Source organism: Cellulomonas sp. P1_C4, from assembly GCF_056406355.1.
This window is the reverse complement of the sequence record NZ_JBFUAI010000009.1, coordinates 75,128-91,778: the sequence shown is the minus strand read 5'-3', so window position 1 is coordinate 91,778 and position 16,651 is coordinate 75,128. Positions and strand designations below refer to the sequence as shown.

The following is a 16,651-nucleotide window of genomic DNA, read 5'->3' as shown; positions in this document are numbered from 1 at the left end:
CGATGTCGCGTTCCAGACACTAAAGGATGCGACGAGAACCACGCAAGAAACTGACAGGACAGTTATCGAAGTGTGACCGAGATGCCATCGAATCTCGATGAGGGCCCTTCACGACGAAGGCCCCGGCCCACCCTGACGGGCGGAACGGGGCCACTGCGCCGTGCTCGGGTTCAGCTCGCGACCGCCACCGGCTGCACAGGCGCGGGGCCGGTCGAGCCGCGCACGACGAGCTCGGGCTCGAACAGCAGCTCGTCCTGGGGCACCGCTCCCCCGTGGATCTGGCTGACCAGCAGGTCGATCGCGGCGCGTCCCATCGGCTCGATCGGCTGACGCACGGTGGTCAGCGGCGGCTCGGTGCAGCTCATGAACGCGGAGTCGTCGTACCCGACGACCGAGATGTCGTCGGGAACTCGCAGGCCCGCGCGCCGGGCGGCCCGGATCACGCCGAGGGCGAGCGGGTCGCTCGCGCAGACGATGCCGGTCACGCCCTCGCGCAGCAGGCGGTTGCCGGCCGCCTGGCCGCTCTCCAGCGAGTAGGCGCTGCGGACCACCTGGTTGGCGGCGAGCTCGAGACCCAGCCGCTGGGTGATCGCCTGCGCGGCGCGCAGCTTGCGCTCGGAGGGCACGTGGTCGATCGGGCCCAGGACCAGGCCGATCTTCGTGTGGCCCAGCGAGGCCAGGTGGCCGACCGCCTGCTCGATCGCGACCTCGTCGTCGCACGAGACCCGGGGGAACGGGAGCTCCTCGATCGAGGCGTTGATGAGGACGACCGGCAGGTTGCGGCCGGTCAGCCGCTCGTAGTGCCCGTGCGTCGCGTCGCGCTGGGCGTAGTGGCCGCCGGCGAAGACGATGCCCGAGACCTGCTGCCCGAGCAGGAGCTCGACATAGTCGGCCTCGGACACGCCGCCGGCGGTCTGCGTGCACAGCACGGGCGTGAAGCCCTGCTGCGCGAGCGCGCCGCCGACCACCTCCGCGAACGCCGGGAAGATCGGGTTCTGCAGCTCGGGCAGGACGAGCCCGACGAGGCGGGCACGCTCGCCGCGCAGCTTGGTCGGTCGCTCGTAGCCGAGCACGTCGAGCGCCGTGAGCACGGCCTCCCGAGTGGACTCCGAGACACCGGGCTTGCCGTTGAGCACGCGGCTGACGGTCGCCTCCGAGACGCCGACCTTGCGTGCTACCTCTGCGAGTCGCCGTGACATGATCGTCACTCTACGTCGCTCGGCTGCAAGTCGCTTGCATATCGCTGCAAACGCTTTACCGGCCGCGTCACCCGTTTGGCGCCGTTCGACCACGGCCGACATGCGCGGTCCGCGGGGCCCTTCTACCGTCGGGGTTGCCCCGCACCTCACCAGACAAGGTCCCCCGTGCCGCTACTCGTGTCCCACTCGCCGGCGAGCCCCGCGCTCGGCCGGCGCTACCACCTGGAGCAGCAGCTCGGGCGGGGTGGGTCGGGCGAGGTGTTCCGCGCCACGGACGAGCGCCTCCACCGCGCGGTCGCGCTCAAGCTGTTCGCCATCGGCTCGGCCTCGCCGGACGAGATCCGCCGCTACGCGTACGAGGCGCGCGTGCTGTCCTCGCTCGCGCACCCGAGCCTCGTCGCGCTGCTGGACGTCGGCGCCGACGTGCTGCCGGACGTCGGCCCGGTCGCGTTCCTCGTCATGGAGCTCGTCGACGGCCGGACCTTGCGCGACACCATCGCGGACGGGCCGCTCTCCCCGGGGTTCGCGGCCGACGTGGGCCGGCAGCTCGCCCTGGCGCTCGACCACGCCCACGCCGCGGGCGTCGTGCACCGCGACGTCAAGCCCTCCAACGTTCTCGTCGCCACCGACCGGGCCGAGAGCGGCCACCGGGACGCGCCGTGGCTCCCGGTGGTGCTCGCCGACTTCGGCATCGCGGTGACCACCGTGCACTCCGCCGCGACCCAGCCCGGGACGTCGGGCACGGCGGGCTACCAGAGCCCCGAGCAGGCGCTGGGCATCGCCGCGGGGCCGGCGAGCGACGTCTACTCCCTCGGCCTCGTCCTGCTCGAGTGCCTCACGGGCGAGCGCGCGTACCCGGGTGACCCGCTGACCAGCGCCCTGGCCCGCCTGCTCGAACCGGTCCACATCCCGGAGCACGTCGGCCGGGACTGGACGCGCCTGCTGCGCGCGATGACCGCGGAGGATCCGGCCGCGCGTCCCGTGCCGGCCGTGGTCGCCGCGGAGCTGCGAGCGCTCAGGGTCTGACGGCGACCGGGGACGGGTCCGGGATCTCGGCCTGCGCCGCGCGCAGCTTGTCGGTGAGCCGCTGCAACGTCGCCAGCTCGTCGCTGTCCAGCGCCCCGCCGACGAACCGCCGGATCGAGCGCACGTGCCGCCGCCCGATCTCCCGCTGCACGCGCGACCCCTCGGCGGTCAGGCTGACGGCGACGCCGCGGGCGTCGCCCACGACCGGACCTCGCTGCACGAGCCCGGCGGCCTCGAGCCGTTCGACCATCCGCGACAGGCTGGGCTGGGTGAGCAGGCTGCCCTCCCCGAGGTCCTTGAGCCGGGCCGTGCCGTCCGGGCAGCCCGAGAGCGTGAAGAGCACGTCGTACTCCCGGATGCTGAGCTCGCCCCAGACGTCGTCGCGCTGGAACCTGCGCATGAGGGCGACCTGCGCGCGGAACAGCGACTCCCACGCCTCGGCCGCCTCGCGCGCGCCTGGCAGCTCCCGTGCTCCGTCGTCCACCGACTGCCTCTCTGCTCACCTGCGGTCCATGCAAACGTATTGATCTCAACGCGCCGTCGAGCGCCCCTGTTCCGCGGCGGTATCGAAACACCCGCTGCGGCGCGACTGAAACGCTTCGGTACCTCGCGGCCCCGGGCCTGCGGCGACCACTCTGCGATCCGGCACTGGCTCAACGAGGAGGACCCCCATGCCTGTCGCACCCACCCCCCGCCGCTCGGCGCTCCGCACCGCGGCCGTCGCCCTCGCTGCGACCATCGTCGTCGGCGCCGCCGTCGCGATCCCCGCCCAGGCGGCATCGACCCTCAAGGACCTGGCCACCGCGGCCGGCAAGGACATCGGCTTCGCGCTCGCACCCGACCGGCTCTCCGAGTCGGCGTACAAGTCGATCGCCGACAGCGAGTTCACACTCGTCGTGCCCGAGAACGCCATGAAGTGGGACGCCACCGAGCCGTCCCAGAACTCGTTCAGCTACGGCACCGGCGACCAGGTCGTCAGCTACGCCGCCTCGAGCGGCAAGAAGGTCTACGGCCACACGCTCGTCTGGCACTCCCAGCTGCCCGGCTGGGTCACCAACCTGTCGGCCACCGCCCTCCAGTCCGCCATGACCAACCACATCACCAACGTCGCGACGCACTTCCAGGGCAAGGTCGTCGCGTGGGACGTGGTCAACGAGGCGTTCGACGACAACGGCTCGCGGCGCGCGTCGTCGCCGTTCCAGCAGAAGCTCGGCGACGGCTACATCGAGACGGCGTTCCGGACCGCCCGGGCGGCCGACCCCGCCGCCAAGCTCTGCATCAACGACTACAACACCGACGGCATCAACGCGAAGAGCACCGCGATCTACAACCTGGTCAAGGACTTCAAGGCCCGCGGCGTCCCGATCGACTGCGTCGGGTTCCAGGCGCACCTGATCATCGGGCAGGTGCCCACGGACCTGAAGGCCAACCTCCAGCGCTTCGCGGACCTCGGCGTCGACGTCCGGATCACCGAGCTCGACATCCGCATGACGACACCGTCCGACGCCACCAAGCTGGCCACCCAGGCGGCCGACTACACGAAGGTGTTCCAGGCCTGCCTCGGCGTCATCCGCTGCCAGGGCGTGACCCTCTGGGGCATCACCGACAGGTACTCGTGGGTCCCGAGCACGTTCCCGGGCCAGGGCGCGGCATTGGTCTGGGACGACGGCTACGCCAAGAAGCCGGCCTACGACGCGATCGCCTCGGCCTTCGGCCAGGTCCCGCCCGCGACGACGACGCCGCCGGTCACGCCCAGCACGCCGCCGGTCACGCCGACGACGCCCCCGGTGACCCCCACCACCCCGCCGGGCGCCGGTTGCCAGGTCACCTACGCCGTCAACCAGTGGAACACCGGCTTCACCGCGAGCGTCACGGTGAAGAACACGTCGTCGACCGCGATCAACGGCTGGTCGCTGAGGTTCGCCTTCCCGTCCGGGCAGGCGATCACGCAGGCGTGGAGCTCTGTGGCCACGCAGTCGGGTTCGGCCGTGACCGTCACGAACGCCGCGTGGAACGGCTCGATCCCGGCCGGCGGGAGCCAGCAGATCGGGTTCAACGGCTCGCACACCGGCACCAACGCGGCGCCGAGCTCGTTCACCCTGAACGGCACGACCTGCACGACGGCCTGACCCCGCCCCAGCCGGCCGGGGTCCCCCGCGTGGGACCCGGGCCGGCTCGCGCCACCTGCGGATACGCTGACGCGATGACGACCGAGGCGGCACCGCGCACCACCTACCTCCTGGTGGACGGCGAGAACATCGACGCGACCCTCGGGTCCTCGATCCTCGGCGGGCGCCCCACCCCGGAGCAGCGACCCCGCTGGGAGCGCGTGCTGACGTTCGCGCAGCAGACGTGGAACCAGCCCGTGAAGGCGCTGTTCTTCCTCAACGCCTCCAACGGCTCGCTGCCCATGTCGTTCGTGCAGGCCCTGCTGGCCATCGGGTTCCAGCCGATCCCCCTGTCGGGCGAGTCGTACGAGAAGGTCGTCGACATCGGCATCAAGCGCACGCTCGAGGCCATCTCCGGCCGCGGCGGCGACGTGCTCCTGGCCAGCCACGACGGCGACTTCGCGCCCGAGCTCGAGGCGCTCGTCGACGACGAGGACCGCCGCGTCGGCCTCCTCGCGTTCCGGGAGTTCACCAGCACGCAGCTCTCAGCCCTCGTGGCCCACGGGCTGGAGACATTCGACCTCGAGGCCGACGTCGCGGCGTTCAACGTGCAGCTGCCCCGACTGCGGATCATCCCGCTCGACGAGTTCGACCCGCTGCGCTACCTCTGAGGGCCGACCGCCGCGCCCAGGTCACGGCGCCATAACGATCTACCTGCTACCGGTCAGGTTTTACCTAGTACCGCGTGGCTCAGATGCTTTGTGCGCTGGTAGACAGTCGCCTGGTTCCGCCCGAGAAGTCCGCCGAGCTGCGCCGTCAACGGCGACGGTGCAGGTCAGCGGCTCTTCGGGCGGCCATCTATCGGCAGCACCGACCGGGCGGTCCCCTCCTCCCGGCGGTCACCACGACGAGGTGGTCATGAAGCGTCACATCCTGGCGGGGCTCGTCCTCGCACTCCTCACGACGGCGATCGTGCTGTTCTCCGGGCCCGAGCTCCAGGGCGTCGCCCTGCTCGGCGCCGCGCTCGGCGGGGCCCTCGGCCTCGTGCCCGACCGCTCCCCCGCCCAGCGCGCCGGCGGGTTCGCCGTCGGCTTCGCCGCCGCGTGGCTCGGCTACGCGCTGCGGGCGGCCGCCCTGCCCGACGCCGCCGCCGGCCGCGCCGTCGCGGTGCTGATCGTCCTGGTCCTCTGCCTCGCCGTCGCCGGGCTGTCGCGCGGGAGGCTTCCCCTGTGGTCGACGCTCCTGGGCGCGGCCGCGATGGCCGGCGCCTACGAGGCGACCTACTCCGCCGACCCCGCGGCGTTCGTCACCTCCTCGGCCACCACCGCGACATCGATCCTGCTCGCCGCCGGTGCCGGGTTCCTCGCCACGTCGCTGCTCGGCGTCGTCGTCGTGCAGGACCGCGAGGAGGAACGCACTGAGGAGGCCTCGCTCTTCACCGAGGCCGAGCAGCCCGCCGCCGTCTACGAGGGCGCGGCGACCTTTGCCGAGACCCCGCGTGGCGTGCCCGCCACCCGTCCTTTCGACCCCCAGGAGGCCTGACGTGCGCCGCACGACCACCACGGCGGCCGCAGCCGTCGTCCTGATCCCCCTGCTCGTGTGCGCCGCCGGCTCCCCCGCGCTCGCGGCGGCGGACTCCGGCGACGTCGCCGTGACCAACACCGAGACGGTCCAGGCCCGCCTGTCGGCCACGGGCGCGTTCAAGGAGGCGCGCGTCTACGACCAGCTCGCCCTCAGCGGCCACGGCACGACGACCGTCACCAACCCCGTCTCGACGAAGGGCCTGCGCAACCTCGACGGCTTCGGCGGCTACACGGTGGTCGACGGCAACCTGGTGAGCACCCTCAGCGTCGACGGCGAGCGCCGCGAGCGCTCGGTGAGCACGTACGACAAGGACCTGCCCCTGCGGGTCGAGGTCACCTACACGCTCGACGGCAGGCCGGTGCAGCCGGGCGCCGTCGTCGGCAAGAGCGGCACCCTCGGCGTGCACTACACGGTCACGAACACGACCGGCAGGACGCAGGACGTCACCTACGACGACGGCACCGGCGCGCAGGCCACCGCCTCGGCCCGCACCGTCATCCCGATGATCGGCCAGCTGGTCACCGTCCTGCCGGCCACGTTCACCGACGTGCAGTCCGACGAGGCCGGCATGGCCGGCGACGGGCACGGCGGGACGCGGATGCAGTTCCAGATGACGCTGTTCCCGCCCATCGGCTCCGCCACCGCGGAGTTCGGCTACACCGCGACGGTGAGCCACGCGGTCGTGCCGAAGGCCAACCTCACGTCGATGCCGGTCTCCCCGCTGGACTACCCCTCGTTCAAGGGCGGCGCCGAGAGCTACAAGTCCGGTGCGCAGAAGGGTGTCGACCTCACCGGCGGCGCCCTGCAGATCGACGACTCGGTCCTGCAGCTGCACGACGGCGCGGCCCAGCTGCTCGCCGGTCTGCTCCAGCTGCGCGATGGCGCCGCGACGCTGTCCGCAGGCCTCAACGACGAGGCCGCTCCCGGCGCGGCCGAGCTCGCGGAGGGGCTCAACGACGAAGCGGCCCCGGGCGCCGCGGAGCTCGCCGCAGGCCTCAGCGGGAGCGCAGCACCCGGCGCCGCGCAGCTGGCGGCCGGGGCCAAGGCGCTCGACGCGGGTCTCCACGAGGCGGGCGCGAAGGCACCGGCGCTGATCGCGGGCCTCACGCAGGTCAACGCCGGTCTCGCGGACGTCGACAAGGGGCTCGACACCCTTTACGCGAAGGTCGGCGCCGCCGGCCAGGAGGCCGCGCCGCTGCGGGCCGGGATCAAGAAGCTGCGGGACAGCATCGGCTCCACCGCGACGGCCGGCACGCTCCTCTACGGCGTCGACCAGCTTCGTGTCTCCGTCGGCACGGACGCGCCGTACCTCCTCAGCCAGCTCGCTGCCGGCGTCTACAGCACGAGCCCGACGGCCCCGGGTGCCTACCAGCAGCTCGCGTGCGCCATCACGGTCCTCACGGATGCCAAGGACGGAGCGTCTGCCCTGCCGGCCGGCGCCCACCCGTGCTACGCACCCGGGCCCCGTCCCGCCATGGTGGGACTCACGACGAGCGACCCGGCGGCAGCGGCGGTCGTCGGCGGTCTGATCGCCAAGCTGTCGGCCGGGCAGGCCAGGCTCGCCAACCCCGCAAGCCTCGGCGACCCGACCTCCGCGGCCTTCTACGGCTCGGACCTTGCCACCACCGCCAACCTCCAGCAGGGGCTCACCTACCTTCAGGGCCGTCTGACCAACGTCGCCGGGCCGACGCTCGCCGCGATCGAGTGCGGGCTGTCGGGCAGTCTCGCGATCTGCCCGCTCGACAGCGCCACCGGGAAGAAGCCGCTCGGGATCCTGGAGGGCGTCAACGCCGTGGATGCGGGTGTCGTCCTGCTCGTCGACACGGTCCAGAAGGGCGTCGGCGACGCCGACGACGTCGCCAAGGACGGCACCCTGCGCGGAGGCGTGCACAGCCTCGAGGCGGGCGCCGGCCAGCTGAGCGCAGGCGGGGGCACGCTCGCGTCCGGGCTGAGCCAGCTCGGGGCGGGCGCCAAGCAGCTCGATGCGGGGGCGGGGTCGCTCTCGGCCGGTCTGCAGAGCGCGGCGACGGGCTCGAAGGAGCTCGCTGCAGGCCTCGCCGTCGCGGCGGCTGGTTCGCAGCAGCTCTCGGACGGTCTCCAGACGGCCGCCGACGGGTCCACGCAGCTGTCGGACGGCCTCGACACCGCGGCGGAGGGTGCGCCCCAGCTCGTCGACGGCACGCAGCAGCTCTCGGACGAGGGCACCTCGCAGGTCGTGGTCAGCGGGCAGGCCACGGCCGAGGACTTCGGCGTGAAGTACGCGGTGCTCAGCGCCGGCGCCGAGCGGGCGTCGACCGAGGGCATGGCGTACGGCGCACCCGCCGGTGCGGTCGGCGCGACGGCCTACTCGATCGACATCGCCGGGGTCGACGGGTCCGGGATCAGCTCGCTCGGGCGGTTCATCGCGGCACTCGTGCTGTTCGCCGCCGGCATCGGCGTCGCGACACTGGCACGGCGGCGCTTCGTCTGACCGTCACCGAAGGCGTGCGGCCCATCCCGGGTCGCACGCCTTCGGGCTGTCTAGCCGCCGAACCCCGCGGCGAGCGCGTCGTCGATCGCCTGCTCGACCTGGGCGCGGTGCTCGCCGGCGAAGAGAGCAACGCCGTGCGCGTCGCCCGTCAGCTCGACGAACGTGCTCGGGTCGTCGGGCCGCGACACGAGCTTCGACGACAGCGCCGTGACGTTCCGGTCGTCGGCCGAGGCGATCACGAGCAGCGGTCCGGTGTAGCGGCTGCCGGCCGCGCGGGCGTCGTGACCGTCGTACTGGGCGGGCGGACCGAGCGCGACGACGGTGACCGGGTCGAGGTCGTCGGCGAGCGCGGCGGCGTACATGCCGCCCTTCGATGCGCCGACGAACGCGACGTCCGTCGCACCCTGGCCCTCCAGCACGTCGACGGCGTCCCGGAAGGACCGCTCGCCGTCGCTCGACCAGGTGAACGTCGCGACGAGGTACCCCTCGTCGACCAGCCGCTCGAGCTGCCGGGCCCACTGGCACACGTCGCCGTCGCTCTGCGGTCCCAGCACGACGCCGCGCGCACCGGACCCGGCGATGCCCACGAGGGTCGGGTCGCCCTCCGGTCCCACGTTCACCGCCGAGGCGCCGTCGGGCAGGCACAGGGGCACGTCGGCGGGGCGGATCGTGGCGACCGACGAGGGGGTCGGCGTCGTTTCCCCTGCGCCGTCGCCGCACGCGGGCAGCGTCACCAGCACGGCGAGCACGCCGAGAGCCGCGCGAACATGCACCATCCCCTGTTCCTAGGCCTGCCGGCGGCCCGGGGGCAAGGCGTGTCTCAGGTCGCGGCGTCGTACCGGTCGAGGACGATCTCGACCAGCCGGTCGTCCGGGGCCAGCGGCGCGGCGACCGCGTCGGCACCGGCCTCGAGCACGCGGTCGTAGAAGTACCCGGGCGCCAGGAGGTAGGAGGCGATGACGACCCGGCCGCCGGGCGGCAGGTCGGCGCGCGCGGTCTCGACCGCTGCCGCGACCCGGGGTTCGGCGCCCGCGCCGTACCCGATGGTCACCGGCTGCGGCACGCGGTCGGCCAGCCCGGCGGCGACCGACTCGACGGCGAGCGCGGCGGCGGGGTCGGTCGACCCGGCCGCGGCGAGGACCACGGCGTCGTCGGACGCGAGCCCGACGGCCTCCAGGCGGTCCACGAGGATGTCGACGAGGCGCGGGTCCGGGCCGAGCGGGGAGGCCGCCGTGGCGCCGGGCTGGTCGACCGCGCGTGCGATGTCGACCTTGACGTGGAAGCCGATGGACAGCAGCAACGGCACCACGACCGCCGCCGACGCGTCGTTCTCGAGCGCGTGCGCGACCACGTCGGCGACCTCGGGCTGCTGCACGTCGACGAACGCCTCGCGCACGTCCAGGTCAGGCCGGGCCGCGGAGACGCCGGTGAGGATCGAGCGCACGGCCGCGCGCCCGGACAGGTCGTCCGTGCCGTGGGAGCAGCCGACGAGCACCGGACCGTCGAGGTCCAGTGCGGGACGCTCGGGAACCGGGCCGCGCGCGTGCAGGGCGTTCGTCATCCGACCTCCTCCAGCTGGAGACGGTAGCCCCTCTTCACCACGGTCCGGATGAGTACCCGGCTGCCGGTGGCCTCGCGCAGGCGTGCGATCGCGACCTCGGCGGCGTGGGGGTCGCGCGAGTCTCCCGGCAGCGCAGCGAGCACCTGGTCCCGCGGGACGACGGCGCCGCCGGCCGCGGCGAGCAGCCGGAGCACCTCGAGACCCGTCGGCGTGAGGGCGAGCACGTGGCCGTCGAGCACCGCGGTGCCGCGGTGCACCTGGAGCGGGCCGGCGATGGTCTGCAGCGCTTGCAGCCCGCCGTAGTGCCCGACGAGCGCGCGGACCAGCGAGCCGAGCCGGCCCCGGTCCGGCACGAGCGGCTCGATGCCGCGCTCCAGCAGGGGCTTGGCGGTGATCGGGCCGACCGCGGCCATCACGACGCTGCCGCGTCGAGCCAGCGCGGCGATCTTGTGGGAGACCCCGGCGTCGTCGGCGGCCGCGAGCCACGCGGCCGCGCCCGGCGCGGAGGTGAAGACGACGGCGTCGATCTCGCCCGCGGCGACGGCACGCACCGAGGCCTCGACGACGGCCGGGTCCGGAGGGGGTCCCCAGCGGTAGACGACGAGGCTACGCACCCGCGCCCCCGCGGCGGCGAACGCCTCGTCGAGTCCGTCGGCGCCGGCCCCGTGGTGCTGCACCGCGATGTCGCGGCCCGCGACGCCCTCGTCGAGCAGCACCTCGGCGATCTCGGCGCTCGTCTCCGACTCGGCGACCCAGTCCGCCGTGAGGCCGGCCGCCTGGATGGCGCCGCGCGCCTTGGGTCCCCGCGCGACGATGCGGGTGCCCCGCAACATCTCCACCAGCGGCTCGTCGAGACCGGCTGCGTCCGCCGCCTCGATCCAGCCGCGGAACCCGATGCCGGTGGTGACGACGACCGTGTCCGGCGGGTCGGCCAGCAGCGAGCGCGTGCCCGCGAGCAGCGTGGCGTCGTCGATGTGCGGCACCATCCCCAGCGCGGGCGCGTGCCGGACGGCGGCGCCGCGGCGGCCGAGGGCTGCGGCGAGCTCGGCCGAGCGGCGGTCGGCGGTGATGAGCACGACGAGGCCTGCGAGGGTCTGGTCGATGGGTTCGCTCACGGCGCCATTGTGACGGGCGCGGCGGCCGTCGTGTCACCCGGCTCGAGCAGGTCCGCGGCCGCCACCGCCCCCAGCACGATCACGGCGGGCGCACGCACGCCGGCCGCGGCCGCGACGTCGACGACGTCGTCGAGGCGGGCGCGCGTGACGCGCTGGCCCGGCAGGGTCCCCTCCTCGACCAGCGCGACCGGCGTGGCCGGGTCGGCGCCGGCGTCGAGCGCCTCGGCCGCCAGCATCGCCAGCGCACCGACGCCCATGAGGACGACGACCGTGCACGAGGCGTCCCGCAGGCCTGTCAGAGCCGCGGAAGACCAGCCGTCGTGCCCGTTCATCACGTGCACGGCCCCGACCGTGCCGCGGTGCGTGAGCGGGATGCCGGCGACGGCGGGCGCGGCGAACGCGCTGCTCACCCCCGGGACCACCGTCACGTCGACGCCTGCTTCGCGGCACGCGAGGACCTCCTCGCCGCCCCGCCCGTACACGAACGGGTCGCCGCCCTTGAGCCGGACGACCGTGCGGCCGCGCTGCGCCTGCTCGACCAGGATCCGGCCGATCTCGTGCTGCGGGACCGGGTGGTGGCCGGGTGTCTTGCCGACGTCGATGATCCCGACGCCCGCCGCCAGCTCGTCCAGCACCGCGACCGGGCCGAGCCGGTCGGTGACCACCACGTCCGCCTCGGCGAGCGCGCGGCGGCCGGCGAGCGTCAGCAGCCCGACGTCCCCGGGACCGCCGCCGACGAGCACGACCCGCCCCTCGTGGGATCGCCGGTGCCGCAGGTCGACGCGCCCCTCGCGCAGGTGCTCCGCGAGGGCGTCACGGACCGCGACGGTGCGCCGGGGGTCGGGCGTGCCGGTCGAGACGACGCCGACGAGCACGTCGCCCTGCTGCGTCGTGGCGGGCATGCGGGCCGAGCCTTGCGTCCCGGTGCCGGCGTCGACGCAGAACGTCTGGCGTTCCTCGGCCCAGCCGACGACCGCGGCATCGGTCCCCCGGTCACCCGTGGCGGTGTGCACCAGCCAGGCGCCGTCGAGGTCGGCCTCCTCCACCTCGCGCGCGCGCCACTCGATGAGGTCCCACCGGTGCAGGTCGAGCAGCACCTCGCACAGCTGGGGCGCGACGACGACCACGCGCGCGGCGTCGGCGAGCAGTCCCTGCACGCGCCGCGCGGCGACCGGTCCACCGCCGACGACGAGCACGCGGCGGCCCGTGAGCTGGAGCCCGAGCATGGTCGTCATCGCCCGACCTCCACGCGTCCGTCGCGCACCCGCACCGGCCAGGTGCGCAGGTCGGGGTCCAGGCCGCGCGCCGGTTCCTTGCCGGCCACGTCGAGGCACCGGCCCGTCGTCAGGTCGAACACCTGCTTGTACATCGGGGAGGCGACGGTCGGGACCTCGACCCCGACTCCGGCCTCGTGCACGGCACGTGAGCCGACGATGCCGCGGGAGATCACGTGCGCGTCACTGAACGGGTCGTGCTGCTGGACGGCCAGCACGCGGCCGTCGAGCAGGCGGAACAGGGCGACCTGCTCGCCGTCCAGGAGCGCGGCGGCGCCCCGCTCCGGCGCGAGGTCGTCGAGCCCGCAGACCGTCGTCCACACGCTGGTCTCGAGCAGGGTCATGAGCGGACCTCCAAGGTCGTCCCGGCAACCAGCACCGGCTCTCCGCGAAGGGCCGCGGCCCGCTCGTCGGACGTGGCCGGACGCGACTGCCCCCGCTCCGGCACGTACGCCAACGACGGGTCGGGGGTGTCGGGGGCGTTGACGAAGCTGGCGAACCGGCGCAGCTTCTCGGGGTCCTCGAGGGTGGCCCGCCACTCGTCCTCGTACTCGTCGACGTGCCGGGCCATCTGGGCGTCGAGGTCCGCCGCGATGCCCAGGGAGTCCTCCAGGACGACCGCCCGGACGCCCTCCAGCCCGCCCTCGACGTCCTCGATCCAGGGGGCCGTGCGCTGCAGCCGGTCCGCCGTGCGCACGTAGTAGAGGAGGAACCGGTCGATGGTGCGGACCAGCGTCTCGGTGTCGAGGTCCTCCGCGAGCAGCTGCGCGTGCCGCGGGGTGAAGCCGCCGTTGCCGCCGACGTAGACGTTCCAGCCCTTGTCGGTGGCGATCACGCCGACGTCCTTGCCGCGGGCCTCCGCGCACTCGCGCGCGCAGCCCGAGACTCCCAGCTTGATCTTGTGCGGCGACCGCAGCCCGCGGTAGCGCAGCTCGAGCATGACCGCGAGCGCCACCGAGTCCTGGACGCCGAACCGGCACCACGTCGACCCCACGCACGACTTCACCGTGCGCAGCGACTTGCCGTACGCGTGGCCGGACTCGAAGCCGGCGTCGACCAGGCGCTGCCAGATGAGCGGGAGCTGGTCGATGCGGGCGCCGAACATGTCGATCCGCTGACCGCCGGTGATCTTGGTGTACAGCCCGAAGTCCTTGGCCACCGCGCCGATCGCGATAAGTCCCTCGGGCGTCACCTCGCCGCCGGCGATGCGCGGGACCACCGAGTACGAGCCGTCCTTCTGCAGGTTGGCCATGACGTGGTCGTTGGTGTCCTGCAGCGCGGCGCGCTCGCCCTCGAGCACGTGCGCCGGGGACGTCGTCGCCAGGATCGACGCGACGGTCGGCCGGCAGATGTCGCAGCCGCGCCCCTCGGCGCGGGTGCCGAACCGCTCGATGACCTGCGTGAACGACGAGACGCCCGACACCCGGACGGCGTCGTAGAGCTGCGCGCGGCTGAGGGCGAAGTGCTCGCACAGCGCGGTGCTGACGGCGATGCCCTGGGTCGCGAGCTCGGTGGTGACCAGCTTCTTGACCAGCGGGAGGCACGAGCCGCAGCTGGTGCCGGCCTTGGTGCACGCCTTGACCGCGCCGAGGTCGGTGCACGCGTGGTCGGTGACCGCGCCGCGGATGGTGCCGGCCGAGACGTTGTTGCAGGAGCAGACTGCGGCGTCGTCGGGGAGCTCGAGGTCGGGTGCTCCCCCGCCGCCCTCCGGCAGCAGGTAGGCGGCCGGGTCGCCCGGGAGCTCGCGGCCCAGCATCGGGCGCAGGCTCGCGTACGCGCTGGCATCGCCGACGAGCACGCCGCCCAGCAGCGTCCGGGCGTCGTCGGACATCACGAGCTTCTTGTAGACGCCGCCTACCGGGTCGGCCCAGACGATCTCGAGGGCGCCCGGCGTGACGCCGAACGCGTCCCCGAAGCTGGCGACGTCGACGCCGGAGAGCTTGAGCTTGGTCGCCGTGTCCGCGCCCGGGAACTCCGAGACTCCGCCGAGCAGCCGGTCGGCGGTGATCTCGGCCATCGCGTAGCCGGGTGCCACGAGCCCGATGCAGGCCCCCTGGATGCACGCGACCTCGCCGACGGCGGAGATGTCCGGATCGCTGGTGAGGCAGGTGTCGTCGACGACCACGCCGCCGCGCTCGCCGATGGTCAGGCCCGACGCCCGTCCGAGTTCGTCGCGCGGGCGGACACCGGCGGCGATGACGACGACGTCGGCGTCGACCCGACCGCCGTCGGCGAGGTCCAGGCGGCCCACGCCGCCGCGGCGGTGCGGGCGGATGCGGGTCGTCGTGGCGTTGAGCCGGACGCCGACGCCCAGCTGGTTGATGAGCCGGCGCAGCGCCTCGCCGCCGCCCAGGTCGACCTGCGCGGACATGAGGTGGGTGCCCACCTGCAGGACGGTCGTCGTCGCGCCGAGCGCCTGGAGCGCACCCGCCGCCTCGAGGCCGAGCAGGCCGCCGCCGAGCACCGCGCCCTTGACGACCCGGTCCTGCGCGAGCTTCTCGACGTAGCCACGCAGGGCCGCGACGTCGTCGACCGTGCGGTAGACGAACACGCCCGGCAGGTCGGCGCCCTCGAGCGGCGGGACCCACGCCGACGAGCCCGTCGCCAGCACCAGGTGGTCGTAGTGCTCCACGCGGCCGCGGCCCGTCGTGACGGTCTTCGCGTCCCGGTCGATCTGCGTCACCGCGTCGTCGCGGACCAGCGTGACCAGCGGGTCGGACCAGAGCGCGGGGTCGCCGAGCGCGAGGTCGTCGGCGTCGCGACCCGAGAAGTAGCTGGTCAGCGCGACGCGGTCGTAGGGGCGCCGCGGCTCCTCCGCCAGGACCGTGATGCGCCAGGCACCAGCGGCGTCGCGGTCGCGCATCGCCTCGACCAGCCGCTGCGCGACCATGCCGCCGCCGACGACGACGAGGTGCTGGTTCATGGGGAGCTCCGTCTGGCTGGGGTCCGGGGGCACCTCCCACGCTAGGAACGGCGTGTTTCCGTCGGGGGTGCTGCCCCGTTACTCCGGAGGAACCTTTCCCGCACACGCCGCGGGTGCGCGGTGTGAGAGTGAGGGCATGAGCCCCGTCATCGCCCTCCTGCGGGCCGCCAACGTGGGCGGCCGCACCATCAAGGCGGCCCAGCTGCGGTCCGCCGCCGAGGGACTCGGTCACACCGAGGTCGCCACCTACGTGAACAGCGGGAACCTCGTGCTCGTACCCGCCGGTGCGGCCGCCGATGTCGGTCCGGGGCTGTCGGAGGCGTTGTCCGCGTCGCTGGGCTTCGACGTCCCCGTGCTCACGCGGACGCTGGCGCAGTGGGACGCGATCGTGGACCGGCTGCCGTTCCCCGACCAGGCAGAGTCCGACCCGTCGCACCTGGTCCTGTACTGCTGGGACGGGGCGCCGAAGGACACCTCGTTCGACCCGACGCCCTACGGCAACGAGACCGTCGCGTTCGCCGGGCACGAGATGTACGCCTACTTCCCCGACGGCATCGGCCGCTCGAAGCTCACGCTCCCGATGATCGAGAAGTCGACCGGTCGCCGCGGCACCGCCCGGAACTGGAACACCGTCCTCGCGCTGCAGCGGCTCGCGCGCGAGCGCGCCTGACTAGCGTGGGCGCCATGAGCACCCTGTTCACCAAGATCATCGACGGCGAGATCCCCGCGCGGTTCGTGTGGGCCGACGAGGTCGCCGTCGCGTTCGGCACCATCGCCCCGATCACCGACGGCCACGTGCTCGTGGTGCCGCGCGAGGAGATCGTGCAGCTCACCGACGCCCCCGACGACCTGCTGGCCCACCTGATCGCCGTGGCGAAGACCATCGGGCAAGCGCAACAGCACGCGTGGTCCGCGCCGCGCGCCGCGCTGTTGGTCGCCGGCTTCGAGGTCCCGCACCTGCACCTGCACGTGCTCCCCGCGTGGGACGAGGCCAGCCTGACGTTCCGCAACGCCCGCACCGACGTCCCGGCAGCGCACCTGGACGCTGCTGCGGAACGCGTCCGCGCGACCTTGGTCGACCAGGGCCACGGCGCCCACGTCCCGACCACGCTGAGCTCCCCCGCCCTCTGACCCCGGCGCAACGTCCGAGGAAGTGCGGGCTATAGCCCCCCGGTGTTCGGACGTTGCTCATCCAGACCCGCAGCGTCCGAGCAAGTGCGCGCTATAGCCCCAAGGTGTTCGGACGTTGCGCATCGTTGTGCGCGGACCTTCGAGGCACGGGCGCGTGGGCCAGCAGTCCCTCGGGCGTTCCGCCTCGAACCCCCCGGCATCGGGCGGGCGGGCCGCGGTGTTGTGGTTGCGCAAACGCACAGGTGTCGGGTGACGACAAC

15 protein-coding genes are annotated in these 16,651 nt (G+C 73.5%); 7 read left to right on the top strand and 8 right to left on the bottom strand.

Annotation, left to right across the window (positions count from 1 at the left end):
* Nucleotides 1–170: 170 nt before the first annotated feature.
* A complete protein-coding gene (locus AC1DYZ_RS08970; RefSeq protein ID WP_477064860.1) occupies nucleotides 171–1,208 on the bottom strand; it encodes a LacI family DNA-binding transcriptional regulator in 1,038 nt (345 codons plus the stop codon).
* Between the two features lie 156 nt (nucleotides 1,209–1,364).
* On the opposite strand from AC1DYZ_RS08970, the gene AC1DYZ_RS08965 reads away from it, so the two are divergent.
* Nucleotides 1,365–2,225: a serine/threonine-protein kinase gene (locus AC1DYZ_RS08965; protein WP_477064859.1), complete on the top strand. Its 861-nt coding sequence runs from the start codon at nucleotides 1,365–1,367 to the stop codon at nucleotides 2,223–2,225.
* Here AC1DYZ_RS08965 and AC1DYZ_RS08960 read toward each other — a convergent pair.
* On the bottom strand, nucleotides 2,215–2,709 hold the full coding sequence (locus AC1DYZ_RS08960) for a MarR family winged helix-turn-helix transcriptional regulator (protein WP_477064858.1): 495 nt from the start codon (nucleotides 2,707–2,709) through the stop codon (nucleotides 2,215–2,217). The genes AC1DYZ_RS08965 and AC1DYZ_RS08960 overlap by 11 nt on opposite strands.
* A gap of 187 nt (nucleotides 2,710–2,896) precedes the next feature.
* Here AC1DYZ_RS08960 and AC1DYZ_RS08955 point away from each other — a divergent pair, with 187 nt between their 5' ends.
* The 4 genes from AC1DYZ_RS08955 to AC1DYZ_RS08940 all read left to right on the top strand — a co-directional run bounded on the left by AC1DYZ_RS08955 (nucleotide 2,897) and on the right by AC1DYZ_RS08940 (nucleotide 8,387).
* The gene (locus AC1DYZ_RS08955; protein ID WP_477064857.1) at nucleotides 2,897–4,354 is read left to right on the top strand and encodes a glycoside hydrolase family 10 protein; all 1,458 of its coding nucleotides are present in this window, start codon (nucleotides 2,897–2,899) and stop codon (nucleotides 4,352–4,354) included.
* 74 nt (nucleotides 4,355–4,428) lie between these two features.
* On the top strand, nucleotides 4,429–5,004 hold the full coding sequence (locus AC1DYZ_RS08950; RefSeq protein WP_477064856.1) for an NYN domain-containing protein: 576 nt from the start codon (nucleotides 4,429–4,431) through the stop codon (nucleotides 5,002–5,004).
* Nucleotides 5,005–5,251: 247 nt separating this feature from the next.
* On the top strand, nucleotides 5,252–5,875 hold the full coding sequence (locus tag AC1DYZ_RS08945) for a hypothetical protein (protein ID WP_477064855.1): 624 nt from the start codon (nucleotides 5,252–5,254) through the stop codon (nucleotides 5,873–5,875).
* Between the two features lies 1 nt (nucleotide 5,876).
* Complete coding sequence (locus AC1DYZ_RS08940; RefSeq protein ID WP_477064854.1) at nucleotides 5,877–8,387, top strand: hypothetical protein; 2,511 nt, start codon at nucleotides 5,877–5,879, stop codon at nucleotides 8,385–8,387.
* A gap of 50 nt (nucleotides 8,388–8,437) precedes the next feature.
* On the opposite strand, the gene AC1DYZ_RS08935 is transcribed toward AC1DYZ_RS08940, so the two are convergent.
* Genes AC1DYZ_RS08935 through nirB form a run of 6 tightly spaced genes read right to left on the bottom strand, consistent with a single transcriptional unit; the run spans nucleotide 8,438 to nucleotide 15,260 of the window.
* Complete coding sequence (locus tag AC1DYZ_RS08935) at nucleotides 8,438–9,163, bottom strand: alpha/beta fold hydrolase (protein ID WP_477064853.1); 726 nt, start codon at nucleotides 9,161–9,163, stop codon at nucleotides 8,438–8,440.
* Between the two features lie 44 nt (nucleotides 9,164–9,207).
* On the bottom strand, nucleotides 9,208–9,948 hold the full coding sequence (locus AC1DYZ_RS08930; protein ID WP_477064852.1) for a sirohydrochlorin chelatase: 741 nt from the start codon (nucleotides 9,946–9,948) through the stop codon (nucleotides 9,208–9,210).
* Nucleotides 9,945–11,063, bottom strand: a complete 1,119-nt coding sequence (locus AC1DYZ_RS08925) for a uroporphyrinogen-III synthase (protein ID WP_477064851.1) — start codon at nucleotides 11,061–11,063, stop codon at nucleotides 9,945–9,947. Before AC1DYZ_RS08925 ends, AC1DYZ_RS08930 begins: the two co-directional genes overlap by 4 nt.
* A complete protein-coding gene (cobA, locus tag AC1DYZ_RS08920) occupies nucleotides 11,060–12,298 on the bottom strand; it encodes a uroporphyrinogen-III C-methyltransferase (protein WP_477064850.1) in 1,239 nt (412 codons plus the stop codon). Before cobA ends, AC1DYZ_RS08925 begins: the two co-directional genes overlap by 4 nt.
* A complete protein-coding gene (nirD, locus tag AC1DYZ_RS08915) occupies nucleotides 12,295–12,681 on the bottom strand; it encodes a nitrite reductase small subunit NirD (protein ID WP_477064849.1) in 387 nt (128 codons plus the stop codon). The genes cobA and nirD overlap by 4 nt, the downstream gene beginning before the upstream one ends.
* Nucleotides 12,678–15,260 carry a nitrite reductase large subunit NirB gene (gene nirB, locus AC1DYZ_RS08910; protein WP_477064848.1) on the bottom strand — a complete coding sequence of 861 codons (2,583 nt, stop codon included), beginning with the start codon at nucleotides 15,258–15,260 and terminating at the stop codon, nucleotides 12,678–12,680. Before nirB ends, nirD begins: the two co-directional genes overlap by 4 nt.
* A 136-nt stretch (nucleotides 15,261–15,396) precedes the next feature.
* On the opposite strand from nirB, the gene AC1DYZ_RS08905 reads away from it, so the two are divergent.
* Together AC1DYZ_RS08905 and AC1DYZ_RS08900 are read left to right on the top strand one after the other, a co-directional pair.
* Nucleotides 15,397–15,930 (top strand): DUF1697 domain-containing protein, encoded by a 534-nt coding sequence (locus AC1DYZ_RS08905; RefSeq protein WP_477064847.1) that lies wholly within the window; start codon nucleotides 15,397–15,399, stop codon nucleotides 15,928–15,930.
* Nucleotides 15,931–15,944: 14 nt separating this feature from the next.
* The gene (locus AC1DYZ_RS08900) at nucleotides 15,945–16,391 is read left to right on the top strand and encodes an HIT family protein (RefSeq protein WP_477064846.1); all 447 of its coding nucleotides are present in this window, start codon (nucleotides 15,945–15,947) and stop codon (nucleotides 16,389–16,391) included.
* The last annotated feature ends 260 nt before the right edge of the window (nucleotides 16,392–16,651 follow it).